The sequence below is a fragment of the Microbacterium sp. genome (assembly GCF_046295495.1).
Classification (GTDB): Bacteria; Actinomycetota; Actinomycetes; order Actinomycetales; family Microbacteriaceae; genus Microbacterium.
On sequence record NZ_JBKBNC010000009.1, the window covers coordinates 59,033 to 70,948 of the forward strand.

Below are 11,916 nucleotides of genomic sequence, written 5' to 3' on the forward strand. Positions count from 1 at the left end.
CCGGCCATCCGCGCTGCGACGCGCCGCGCCCGACCACGCCGCCACGGACCTCGCCGCCCCGCGCCCTGCCCTCGGCGTCAGGCCCGGTACACCTCGAGCACCGTCGGCGCGCCCTCGGGCGACGACACCACCGCGATCGCGTCTCCCGCCCGCACCTCGCCCGCGCGCCGCACCCGCAGGTAGGCGCCCAGCCGTCCCTCGTCGGAGAATCGCTTCACCCACCCGCGCGAGGCCGAGCCACCGACCCACCGCGCGAACGTCGCGCACGGCGTGCGGGGCATCGTGACCTCGACCTCGACCGTGTCGCCGATGCGCCACACCTCCCCGATGCGCGCGCCGTTGACGTCGAGGCCCTCCACGCGCAGATTCTCGCCGAACCATCCGGGGTGAAGCTTCCGGTCGAGCTCCCGCTCCCAGAACTCGGCGTCGTCCTGGGCGTAGGCGTACACCGCCTTGTCGGGGCCGCCGTGGTGTTTGCGGCTCGCCTGCACGTCGGCGCGTACGCCGAGCGTGCCGACCCGCACGGCGCCCTCGACGGCGCGTTTGTCGATCGCGGTGACCCCGATCGAGCCGGCATCCGGGTGCAGACTGTGGACGGCGCAGACGGCGAGGAGTCGGGGCATGCGACGATGCTAGGGCCTTTGCAACCGCCCGCTCGACCGTCTTTCGGGCTCCGCTTCCGCGGGCGACCCACCCGCGGCGGCCCTCGGTCAGGGGGTGGCAAACTCGCGCCGCATCACGACGGTCTCACCGTCGAGCGTGCGGATCTCGACCGAACCGATGTTCGAGGCGGCCAGATCCGTGCCCGCGCTCAACTCGGTACGCGAGCCCGGCCCCGCGCGCCACGTCGACAGCACGCTGGTCGATCCGGCGTCGTCGGTGATCGCGAGGGCGTACGGCCATCCCCCGGGCGGGGCGTCGAGCACCTCGCCGGTGTACTGGCACACCAGGTCGATGCGCGTTCCCCACGGAGCCGAGGTGAGCTTGACCGAGGCTTCCAGCGGTGCCCCCGCCACATCGTCGAGCGCGTACACGGTCCCGGCCGGTTGCGCCGCGCTGGTGAGGGCGACGACGCTCGGCACCGCCACCGCCACGAGGGCGACGGATGCCGCCAGGGCCCACACCGTGATCCGTCTCGCGCGTCGACGGCGGGCGGCGGCAACCACGCGACCACGCAGTGAGGGATCGGGCGCCGCGAGCGGCACGGGCCCCGTCGTCGGGCTGATGGCCCGTGCGCGCTCGGTCGACAGGCGCGAGAGCAGGCCCGCCGTCGGCGCGATCTCGGCGACGGCCGTGCGGCAGGTCGCGCACGCGGCCAGGTGGGCCTCGAACTCGGCGCGGTCGGAGGCCGACAGCGCGCCCACGACGTAGGCGCCGTCCCAGGTCGACAGACGCTCGTGGTCGATGTTCACCGGGTCACCCCTCTCTCCTGCAGGGCGAGCCGCAGGGCTCTCACCGCGTAGTGAAGTCGCGACTTGACCGTGCCGGCCGGGATGCCGAGCTCTTCCGCCGTCTGCGCCACACTCCGCCCGCCGTAGTAGGCGCTCACGATCACCGCGCGGTGATCCGGCGTGAGGGTCGCGAGCGCCTCCTCGACGAGCAGCGCGTCGAACATGGCATCCGTATCGTCGTCGCGGACGGTCTCGGGGAGTCTGTCGACCGGCTGCTCGTGTCGACGGCGGGCGCTGCGTGCCTCGTCGATGACGAGGTTGCGGGCGACGGTGTACATCCACGACCGCAGCGAGGCGGGCTCATCGCTCATCACGCGGGGCGTCCGCCATGCGCGCAGCAGGGTCTCCTGCACGACGTCGTCGGCCCCGGCATGATCGCCGGTCAGGCTCACCACGTAGCGCCAGACGGGGGTCGCGTGCGCGTCGTAGAGCGCGATCAGCTGCGCGTGTTCGTCTCGCACCGCGGCATCCCCTCTCCCTCTTTCACAGGGAACACGGGATGCCGGGCCGCGCGGTTCAGTTCGGAACGCTGTCGATGATCGCCGACATGAACTGCGCGTCGCCGACCAGGGCGAGCGTCACGCACACGCCCGCCACGAGCGCCGTCACGACGAACCCCACCAGGGGGATCCAGAACGCGAGGCGGCCGCTCTTCAGGCGGCGCCAGGTCAGCACGGCGGTCAGCAGCCAGCCGATGCCGTACACGAAGGCGGCGGCCGCCCCCCACACGTATCCCGCGGAGAGGTTGGTGAAGGTCGTGGTCACGCCCAGCATCTGCGCGCCGCGCTCGGCGTACTCCGGGAAGTTCAGCAGCTGCACGATCGTGGTGACGACCGAGAACAGCCCGTAGAACAGCAGGCCGAAGGTCACGATGCGGTCGACCCGCGCACCGCGCGAGGCGGGCACCGGGAAACCGGCCGCCTTGTCAGCGGGGGCGGTGGCGGGAGCGGGCTGCGGAGCCGGCTTCGGCGCGACCCCGGCCTCGAGCGCCTCGGTCACCTCCGGCCGCCGGATGCGCGCGCGCTGCTCCTCCGGGGTCGCGTACTCGCCGAACTGCGGACGGGGCCGCTGCTCGTCGGCGCGGCCCCGCGGGTCGAGGTCGCTCACGCGCGCCCCCGACCGCCGAGCGCACGCTTGTCGCGCTGACCGCTGGCATCCTGCCGCAGCTCCTTGGGAAGCGAGAAGATGAGGTCTTCCTCGGCGGTGCGCACCTCTTCGACGTCGCGATAGCCGGCGCCGGCGAGCTCGTCGAGCACCTCGGTCACCAGCACCTCGGGCACCGAGGCGCCGCTGGTGACGCCCACGGTCTCGACGCCCTCGAGCCACTCCTGCTTGACCTCGTCGACGTAGTCGACGCGGTACGCGGCCTTGGCGCCGTACTCCAGGGCGACCTCCACGAGGCGCACGCTGTTGGAGGAGTTGGCCGAGCCCACCACGATCACGAGGTCGGCGCCGACGGCGACCTTCTTGATCGCGACCTGGCGGTTCTGGGTGGCGTAGCAGATGTCGTCGGAGGGCGGATCCTGCAGCTCGGGGAAGCGCTCGCGCAGCCGGCGCACGGTCTCCATGGTCTCGTCGACCGACAGGGTGGTCTGCGACAGCCAGACGACCTTGGAGGGGTCGCGCACCACGATGGTGTCGGCGTGCTCGGGCGAGTTGACGACCGTGACGTGCTCGGGCGCCTCGCCGGCCGTGCCCTCGACCTCTTCGTGGCCCTCGTGGCCGATCAACAGGATCTCGAAGTCGTCGCGGGCGAAGCGCACGGCCTCGCGGTGCACCTTCGTCACCAGCGGGCACGTGGCGTCGATGGCCTGCAGCCCCCGGTCGGATGCCGCCGACACGACGGCCGGAGACACGCCGTGCGCGCTGAAGACGACGTGGGAGCCCGCGGGCACCTCGTCGACCTCTTCGACGAAGATCGCGCCCTTCTTCTCGAGCTCGGTGACGACGTGGATGTTGTGCACGATCTGCTTGCGCACGTACACCGGCGCGCCGTAGCGCTCGAGCGCCTTCTCGACGGCGATCACCGCGCGGTCGACGCCGGCGCAGTAACCACGGGGTGCTGCCAGCAGCACCTTCTTGCGTCCGTCGACGGGGATATCCTGGAGCCGCCCGCGTCGACCCGGGATACGGGGAACGGGCAGGTGGACGGCAGGTGAGCTCACCCCTCGATTCTACCGGGGCGCCCCTGGACGGCGGCCGAACCTCCCCACCGCGGTGACCGCGGATACGATGACACGGATCAGATGACCTCCTTCCAACCCGAGACCGTCCCCGGTCAAGCGCCGCCCGCCGACAGCGTGCACCCGCGCGACTCCCGCACCGACACCCCCACCTCGGTGTCGCGGTTGAACGACACCATCCGGGGCTTCATCGAGCGCTGGGGCTCGGTCTGGGTCGAGGGCGAGATCACCTCGTTCAACCGGCGCGGTGGAAACGTCTTCGGGCGCCTGAAAGACCTCGGCACCGAGTCGACGGTGTCGTTCCGCATCTGGTCGAGCACGCTGGCACGCCTGCCGAAAGACCTGCAGGTCGGCGATCACGTCGTCGCGTGCGTCAAGGCCGACTACTTCCCCCGCACGGGCGACTTCTCGTTCTCGATCTCGGCCATGCGCCACGTCGGCCTCGGAGAGCAGCTCGAACGTCTGGAGCGCCTGCGGGTGCAGTTGCGGTCGGAGGGCCTCTTCGACCCGGCCCGCAAGAAGCGTCTGCCGTTCCTCCCCCACTGCATCGGCCTCATCACGGGCGAGAACTCCGACGCCGAGAAAGACGTGCACCGCAACGCCGAACTGCGCTGGCCGCGCGTGCGCTTCCGCACGAAGCACGCCGCGGTGCAGGGCGAGCGGTGCGTGCCCGAGACGCTCGCGGCCCTGAAGGCCCTGGATGCCGACCCCGGGGTCGACGTCATCATCATCGCCCGCGGCGGTGGCGACCCGCAGACGTTGCTCGGCTTCAGCGACGAGCGTCTGGTGCGGGCGGTGGCTGCGGCATCCACTCCCGTCGTGAGCGCGATCGGTCACGAGAACGACCGCCCCCTGCTCGACGAGGTGGCCGATGTGCGCGCGTCGACGCCGACCGATGCGGCCAAGCGCGTGGTGCCCGACGTGAGCGAGCAGCGCGCCCTCGTGGCGCAGCTGCGCGCCCGGCTGACCGGTCGCCTCACCCAGCGCGTGCTGCACGACATCGCCCAGCTCGAGCAGGTGCGCTCCCGCCCCGCGCTGCGCACGCCGCACGCGATGCTCACCTCTCGAGCGCAGGAGCTGTGGATGCTGTCCAACCGCGGCCGCGACATCGTCGACCGTCGGCTCGAGAGCGAGCGGCGTCGGACCCGCGAGCTGAGCGCGGGGCTGCGGGCCCTGTCGCCGCTGGCGACCCTCGCCCGCGGCTACGCGATCGCGCAGCTTCCCGACGGCTCGGTGCTGCGCGACGCCACCGACGCCCCCGCCGACACCACGCTGCGGCTCACGCTCGAGCACGGCACGCTCGCGGCGCGGTCCGACGGGGCCGTGCCCGACGTCGTCCCCCACGGCACGGCCGCCCCTCCTCCCCCGGACTCGCCGGGCGACGCTCCGCTCGACGACGAGGCAACCGACGACGGTTCGCCGACCCGTCCCGCCTAGAATGGATGCCATGACCGCGACGAACCCCGGCCCCGTCGCCGACGTCGCCACGCTCTCGTTCGAACAGGCCCGCGACGAACTGGTCCGCGTGGTCGCAGAGCTCGAACAGGGCGCCCCCACGCTCGAGGAGTCGCTGGCGCTGTGGGAGCGCGGCGAGAAGCTCTACGCACGCTGCGAGGAATGGCTCCTGGGCGCGAAGCGCCGTCTCGACGCCGCACGCGGCGAGGGAGACGACGACTGATGGCCCGCGTCGTCGCGCACCTCGGCCGCCCCGAGACGCCCCAGGAGGCAGCCGACCGCAAGGCGGAGTCCTCGCGGCGCTACCGCTCGAGCAAGACGTTCCGCAACCTCATCGCGGCACTGCTCGTCACGGTCGCCGTCGTGCTCGTCGTGGTCGCGGCGGTCCCGCGCGGGGAGCCCGCCCCGCGTCCCGCCCCCGACGTCCCGGCCCTGGCGGCCGACATCGAGCGCGACCTCGGCCGCCCGGTGCTCTCGCCCTCCCTCGGCGAGGGCTGGCGCGTGAACCAGGCGAGCACCGAGGGCGTCGGCGGCACCGAGGCGTGGACCATGGTCTACGTCCGCTCCGGCGAGTCCGGTTTCCTCCGCGTCGCGCAGGGTTTCGAGGCCGACGAGGCCTGGGTGGGCCAGGTGCTCGACGGCACCCGCAGCACCGAGACCGTCGACATCGACGGCATCACGTGGAACGTGTACCGCCCGTCGAACCCGTCCGGCACGGGCAACATCGACTACGCCCTGGCCACCCCCGCCGGGCCCGACCACGTGCTCGTCTACGGCGACGCGGCACCCGAGACCGCGGCCCTGGCGGCCGCCTCCGTCACAACGCAGATCGAGCAGTTGAGAGAGGTCCCGTGAGCGAGCGCATGACCCCCCGTCAGGTGTGGCAGCAGATGGTGGAGGGCAACCAGCGCTTCATCGCGGGCGCCCCCGCCCACCCCCGTCAAGACGTCGAGCGCCGTGCCGAACTCGCGAGCTCGCAGCACCCCACCGCGGCGCTGTTCGGCTGCTCCGACTCTCGCCTGGCCGCCGAGATCATCTTCGACGAGGGCCTCGGAGACCTCTTCGTGGTGCGTAACGCCGGCCAGGTCATCTCCGACTCCGTCATCGGCAGTCTCGAGTACGCCGTCGGCGTGCTGGAGGTCCCACTCATCGTGGTCCTCGCCCACGACGCATGCGGCGCGGTGGGTGCGGCGATCGACAGCACCGGCGTCGACGCCCCCACCCTGCCCGCGTACATCTGGCGCCAGATCGCGCCGATCGTGCCGGCCGTGCGCCGCGTGCAGCGTGCGAACCTCGTCGACGGACACCTTCCCGACCACGTCGACCCCGAACTGGTCGGGCGGGAGCACCTGCGCCACACCGTCGGCGAGCTCCTGCGCGCGTCCGAGCTCATCAGCGAGGCCGTCGCCGAGGGGCGCACGGCGGTCGTCGGCGCCAACTACCGGCTCGACGAAGGGGAAGCGTTCCCCGTCGTCATCGTGGGCGACGTGGACGACCCCCGCGTCTGAGAACAACGCAAGCAACCTGGAGGAACGACGACGTGACCGACATCGAGTACCGCATCGAACACGACACCATGGGCGAGGTGCGGGTGCCCAAAGACGCCCTGTACGCCGCGCAGACGCAGCGTGCGGTCGAGAACTTCCCGATCTCGGGCAAGGGCCTGGAGTCGACGCAGATCGCCGCCCTCGCACGCATCAAGAAGGCGGCGGCCCTCGCCAACAAGGAGCTCGGCACCCTCGACGGCGGGATCGCCGATGCGATCGCCCAGGCCGCCGATGAGGTCGTCACCGGTGCGCACGACGCGCACTTCCCGGTCGACACCTACCAGACCGGCAGCGGCACCTCCTCGAACATGAACATGAACGAGGTGCTCGCGAACCTCGCCACGCGCATCCTCGGCTCCGACGTGCACCCCAACGACCACGTCAACGCCTCCCAGTCGTCGAACGACGTCTTCCCGACTTCTGTGCACATCGCCGTGACGCAGGCGCTCATCGACGACCTCATCCCTGCTCTCGACCACCTCTCCGTGGCGCTCGAGGCCAAGGCCGAGGCATGGAAGGGCATCGTCAAGTCGGGCCGCACCCACCTGATGGACGCCACCCCCGTCACCCTCGGCCAGGAGTTCGGCGGATACGCCCGCCAGATGCGCCTCGGCATCGAGCGGGTCCAGGCCGTGCTCCCCCGCGTCGGCGAGGTGCCCCTGGGCGGCACGGCCGTCGGCACGGGCATCAACACCCCCCTCGGCTTCCCGCAGAAGGTCATCGAGCTGCTCGCGGCGGAGACCGAGCTGCCGATCACCGAGGCCAAGGACCACTTCGAGGCGCAGGCCAACCGCGACGGCCTGGTCGAGGCGTCCGGCGCCCTGCGCACGATCGCGGTGTCGCTGACGAAGATCAACAACGACATCCGGTGGATGGGGTCGGGCCCCAACACGGGCCTCGGCGAACTGCACATCCCCGACCTGCAGCCCGGCTCCTCGATCATGCCCGGCAAGGTCAACCCCGTCGTGCCCGAGGCGACCCTCATGGTGTGCGCCCGGGTCATCGGCAACGACGCGACGGTCGCGTGGGCGGGCGCGTCCGGCTCCTTCGAGCTCAACGTCGCCATCCCCGTGATGGGCACGGCGCTGCTGGAGTCCATCCGCCTCCTCTCCAACTCCATGCGCGTGCTCGCCGACAAGACCATCGACGGTCTCGAGGCGAACGTCGCGCGCGCCGAGGCCTTCGCCGGCATGTCGCCGTCGATCGTCACCCCGCTGAACAAGGTCATCGGTTACGAGGCGGCGGCCAAGATCGCCAAGCACTCCGTCGCCAAGGGCATCACGGTGCGCGAGGCCGTCATCGACCTCGGCTACGTCGAGCGCGGCGAGATCACCGAAGAGGTGCTTGACGCCAAGCTCGACCTGCTGTCGATGACCCACCCGGGCTGAGTCCCCACCGACACGAGCACGACGCCGAGGCGAGCAACCTCGACGCGCCATAATCGAAGGATGAGCCCCGCGACGAGACCAGTCTCGACGCGGGTGCGGCTCCTCGGCGCGATCCTCGGCGTCGTGCTCCTCGGCATGATCGTGGCGGGCGGGGTCACGTTCCTCGTCCAGCGCGACCGCGTGCTCGCCAACGCCGAACGTCAGCTCGACGGCTTCACCGCCACAGTCTCGACCAGCACCGAGAGCGCGGCCGACCTCGTCGCCTCGGCGATCCCCGGCCGCACCGACGGGACGATCGCGATCGACGGCCTGCGCGTGCTCGCGGTCACGCCGTCTCCCCCGGGCCTCCCACTGGCCGACGACGCCGCACTCGTGGCATCCCTCGCCGACGCGATCGACGCGGGGCGCCGCACCGGGCAGCTCGACAGCGCGAGCGGCCCCGTTCTGTACGCCGCCGTCGATGCCACGGGCGGCGTCGCGGTCCAGGTCATCTCCATCGACCAGCGCATGGAGCTGGTCGCGTTGTCGTCGTTCACCTACGCCGCCTCGGCGCTCGGCGTGCTGGTGCTCGTCGGCGTGGTCGGCTGGTTCGTCACCGGTCGGCTGTTCTCGCCTCTGCGTCGTCTGCGCGACACCGCGGATGCCATCACCATCGACGACCTCGGCACGCGTCTGCGCGCGCACGGCAACGACGAGATCTCCGACCTCACCACCTCGGTCAACTCGATGCTCGATCGATTGGCCATGTCGGTCGAGGCCCAGCGTCAGCTGCTCGACGACGTGCGGCACGAACTGAAGACGCCCATCACGATCGTGCGCGGGCACCTCGAGACGATGGATCCGGCCGACCCCCACGACGTGACCGAGACGCGCGACCTGGGAATCGCCGAGCTCGACCGGCTCTCCCGCCTCGTCGACGACATCGACGCCCTCGCCGCCATCGAGACCGACACCCTCTCGGCCGAGGTGATCGACGTCGCGGCGCTCACGGATCGCGTGGCCGAGCTCGCGGGAGCCATCCCCGCTCATACGTGGACCGTCGCCCAGCGCTCGCGCGTGCGCATCCACGGCGATGCCGACCGCCTCGTGCAGGCGTGGCTGCAGCTCGCCGACAACGCCGCGAAGTACACGCCCGCCGGTACCCCCATCGAGATCGGCAGCTCGAGCGACGACACCACGGCCCACCTCTGGATCCGCGACCACGGTCCCGGCATCCCGCCCGCGGCGCGCCACCGGGTGTTCCGTCGTTTCGACCGCCTCTCGACCCGTCGCGGAGTGGAGGGCTCAGGACTCGGGCTGTCGATCGTGGATGCCATCGCCAAGGCGCACGACGGGCACTGCTCCGTCGGCGACACCCCCGGCGGGGGCGCGACCGTCACCCTGCACATCCCGCTGACCGGCGCCCCCGCCCCCACCGAGCTGCCGACGCCCGTCCGCGCCGGAGACGTCGTTCTGCAGAGAGAGGCCACCGGATGACCCGCATCCTCATCGCCGAGGACGAGGAGCGCATCTCGGCGTTCGTCGCGAAAGGACTCGAGTCAGCCGGCTACCAGACCCTCGTCGTCGACGACGGCGCCGAGGCGCTGGACTCGGCGTTGTCGGGCGAGGTCGATCTCGTGCTCCTCGACGTGGGTCTGCCCACACTCGACGGGTTCGAAGTACTGCGCAGCCTGCGCGGGCAGGGCGCGACGATCCCCGTCATCATGCTCACCGCCCGCACGAGCACGCGCGATACGGTCGACGGCCTCGACGCCGGCGCCAACGACTACGTCGCGAAGCCCTTCAAGTTCGACGAGCTGCTCGCGCGCGTGCGATCGCGCCTGCGGGAGCCGGTGTCGATCGACCCGACGACGATCACGCACGGTGACGTCTCGCTCGATGTGCTGGCCCGTCGGGTCACGGTCGGCAGCCGCGAGATCGACCTCAGCGCCCGCGAGTTCGCCCTCGCGGAGGAGTTCATCCGCCACGCCGGTCAGGTGCTCAGCCGCGAACAGCTGCTGAGCCGGGTGTGGAGCATGGACTTCGACCCGTCGTCGAACGTCGTCGATGTGTACGTGCGTTACCTGCGCGCCAAGGTGGGAGCGGCGCACATCGTCACGGTCCGTGGAGCCGGCTACCGCTGGGAGTGACGCCCGCAACCCGAAAACCCCCGGCGGGGGATAACCGGGGGCTGGGGAGATCGCGTCGGTGGTCTTCCGGCTCACCCGAAGAGCGGTGACCTGCGCGGACGGACCTCGTGTTTTCCTTGGGGGGAACCGCCGAGGCGGAGACGAGGTCTCCCTCGCCGATGACTTCACTCTGTCGTCCGTTCGTGAGAACCCGGGGAGCTGCACATGAGAAAGCTCTCATCAAAAGCCACACCTCCCCGAGCCGGACGAAGGGCCGGGATGCCACGGCATCCCGGCCCTCCCCCGCATCCGGGTTATGACAGCTCGCCGGCCTCCAGCAGCTCGGTGACGAGGGCGGCGATCGCCGAGCGCTCCGAGCGGGTCAGGGTGACGTGGCCGAAGAGTCCATGACCCTTGAGGGTCTCGATCACCGACGCCACACCATCGTGCCGACCGACCCGCAGGTTGTCGCGCTGCCCCACGTCGTGGGTGAGCACGACCCGGGAGTTCTGCCCGATACGGCTCAGTACCGTCAACAGCACGTTGCGCTCGAGCGACTGGGCCTCGTCGACGATGACGAAGGCATCGTGCAGCGAGCGGCCGCGAATGTGCGTCAACGGCAGCACCTCCAGCAGGCCCCGCGCGAGCACCTCCTCGAGCACGTTGCCCGACACCACCGAGCCGAGCGTGTCGAACACGGCCTGCCCCCACGGCCCCATCTTCTCGGCCTGGTCGCCCGGGAGGTAGCCCAGCTCCTGGCCGCCCACGGCGAAGAGGGGGCGGAAGACGATGATCTTCTTCTGCTGCTGCCTCTCGAGCACCGCCTCGAGCGCCGCGCACAGCGCCAGGGCCGACTTGCCCGTCCCCGCCCGGCCGCCGAGGGAGACGATGCCCACCTCGGGGTCCAGGAGCAGATCCAGCGCGATGCGCTGCTCGGCCGATCGACCGTGCAGGCCGAACGCGTCCCGGTCGCCGCGCACGAGGCGATACTCGCCCTTGCCCGTCACTCGCCCGAGGGCCGAGCCGCGCTCGGAGTGGATGACCAGGCCGGTGTTCACCGGCAGCCCCACCACCGCGTCGCTCACGGCGACCTCGGTCTCGTAGAGGTCGGCGAGATCGTCACCCGACACGTCGATGGATGCGATCCCGGTCCAGCCCGAGTCCATCGCCTGCTCGGCGAGGTACTCCTCGGTGCTCAGACCGAGGGACGCCGCCTTCACGCGCATCGGCAGGTCCTTGGACACCACGGTGACCTCGGCGCCGTCCCGCGCGATGTTCATCGCGACGGCGAGGATGCGGCTGTCGTTGCCGCCCGTTCGCATCCCGGACGGGAGCACCTGCGGGTCGGTGTTGTTCAACTCGACGCGAAGGGTGCCCTCGTCGCCCACCGGCACCGGGAAGTCGAGGCGTCCGTGCTCGACGCGCAATTCATCCAGGTGGCGCAGCGCCTGGCGGGCGAAATACCCGATCTCGGGGTCGTGACGTTTGCCTTCGAGCTCGGTGATCACCACGACGGGGATCACGACCGAGTGCTCGGCGAAGCGGAAGAACGCCCGCGGGTCGCTCAGAAGGACGGAGGTATCCAGAACGTAGGTGCGCAGGGCCTGATCGGCCATGGCATCGGTATCGGTGCTCTCGACGACGTGACGCTGGTCGTACGGTGCTCGTGCAGTCACAACCCACTCCCGACCCGGGTGTCTCACCCGGTTGTCACGAGTCGACCTGTGGGTCACGAGTCGCGATCCGACGGTCGACTCGACCGGACTCCGTGTCCGATGTGATCA

Annotated in this window: 13 protein-coding genes; 7 read left to right on the top strand and 6 right to left on the bottom strand. The window is 71.0% G+C overall.

What is annotated here, in order from left to right:
* Positions 1–77: 77 nt before the first annotated feature.
* The 5 genes from ACK4LS_RS05580 to ACK4LS_RS05600 all read right to left on the bottom strand — a co-directional run bounded on the left by ACK4LS_RS05580 (position 78) and on the right by ACK4LS_RS05600 (position 3,616).
* The gene (locus ACK4LS_RS05580) at positions 78–623 is read right to left on the bottom strand and encodes an MOSC domain-containing protein (protein WP_409714411.1); all 546 of its coding nucleotides are present in this window, start codon (positions 621–623) and stop codon (positions 78–80) included.
* A gap of 87 nt (positions 624–710) precedes the next feature.
* Positions 711–1,412: a zf-HC2 domain-containing protein gene (locus ACK4LS_RS05585; protein WP_409714414.1), complete on the bottom strand. Its 702-nt coding sequence runs from the start codon at positions 1,410–1,412 to the stop codon at positions 711–713.
* Entirely contained in the window at positions 1,409–1,912 is a 504-nt protein-coding gene (locus tag ACK4LS_RS05590; RefSeq protein ID WP_409714417.1) for a sigma-70 family RNA polymerase sigma factor, read from the bottom strand. The genes ACK4LS_RS05585 and ACK4LS_RS05590 overlap by 4 nt, the downstream gene beginning before the upstream one ends.
* 55 nt (positions 1,913–1,967) lie before the next feature.
* A complete protein-coding gene (locus tag ACK4LS_RS05595) occupies positions 1,968–2,558 on the bottom strand; it encodes a DUF6264 family protein (RefSeq protein WP_409714420.1) in 591 nt (196 codons plus the stop codon).
* A complete protein-coding gene (locus tag ACK4LS_RS05600) occupies positions 2,555–3,616 on the bottom strand; it encodes a 4-hydroxy-3-methylbut-2-enyl diphosphate reductase (RefSeq protein WP_409714423.1) in 1,062 nt (353 codons plus the stop codon). Before ACK4LS_RS05600 ends, ACK4LS_RS05595 begins: the two co-directional genes overlap by 4 nt.
* An 81-nt stretch (positions 3,617–3,697) precedes the next feature.
* Between ACK4LS_RS05600 and xseA the strand changes: the two genes are divergently transcribed.
* The 7 genes from xseA to ACK4LS_RS05635 are packed head-to-tail and all read left to right on the top strand — an operon-like array spanning position 3,698 to position 10,153.
* Positions 3,698–5,071: an exodeoxyribonuclease VII large subunit gene (gene xseA / locus ACK4LS_RS05605; protein ID WP_409714426.1), complete on the top strand. Its 1,374-nt coding sequence runs from the start codon at positions 3,698–3,700 to the stop codon at positions 5,069–5,071.
* Between the two features lies 1 nt (position 5,072).
* Complete coding sequence (locus tag ACK4LS_RS05610; protein WP_409714430.1) at positions 5,073–5,312, top strand: exodeoxyribonuclease VII small subunit; 240 nt, start codon at positions 5,073–5,075, stop codon at positions 5,310–5,312.
* The gene (locus ACK4LS_RS05615) at positions 5,312–5,944 is read left to right on the top strand and encodes a DUF4245 family protein (protein WP_409714433.1); all 633 of its coding nucleotides are present in this window, start codon (positions 5,312–5,314) and stop codon (positions 5,942–5,944) included. The genes ACK4LS_RS05610 and ACK4LS_RS05615 overlap by 1 nt, the downstream gene beginning before the upstream one ends.
* On the top strand, positions 5,941–6,597 hold the full coding sequence (locus tag ACK4LS_RS05620; protein WP_409714436.1) for a carbonic anhydrase: 657 nt from the start codon (positions 5,941–5,943) through the stop codon (positions 6,595–6,597). Before ACK4LS_RS05615 ends, ACK4LS_RS05620 begins: the two co-directional genes overlap by 4 nt.
* A gap of 32 nt (positions 6,598–6,629) precedes the next feature.
* Complete coding sequence (locus ACK4LS_RS05625; RefSeq protein WP_409714439.1) at positions 6,630–8,024, top strand: class II fumarate hydratase; 1,395 nt, start codon at positions 6,630–6,632, stop codon at positions 8,022–8,024.
* A 60-nt stretch (positions 8,025–8,084) separates the two neighbouring features.
* Entirely contained in the window at positions 8,085–9,500 is a 1,416-nt protein-coding gene (locus tag ACK4LS_RS05630; RefSeq protein ID WP_409714442.1) for a sensor histidine kinase, read from the top strand.
* Positions 9,497–10,153, top strand: coding sequence for a response regulator transcription factor (locus tag ACK4LS_RS05635; protein ID WP_409714445.1), 657 nt, complete (start codon positions 9,497–9,499; stop codon positions 10,151–10,153). Before ACK4LS_RS05630 ends, ACK4LS_RS05635 begins: the two co-directional genes overlap by 4 nt.
* Before the next feature lie 293 nt (positions 10,154–10,446).
* Here the strand turns inward: ACK4LS_RS05635 and ACK4LS_RS05640 are convergent, their stop codons facing one another.
* Positions 10,447–11,808 (bottom strand): PhoH family protein, encoded by a 1,362-nt coding sequence (locus ACK4LS_RS05640; protein ID WP_409714448.1) that lies wholly within the window; start codon positions 11,806–11,808, stop codon positions 10,447–10,449.
* Positions 11,809–11,916 lie beyond the last annotated feature (108 nt).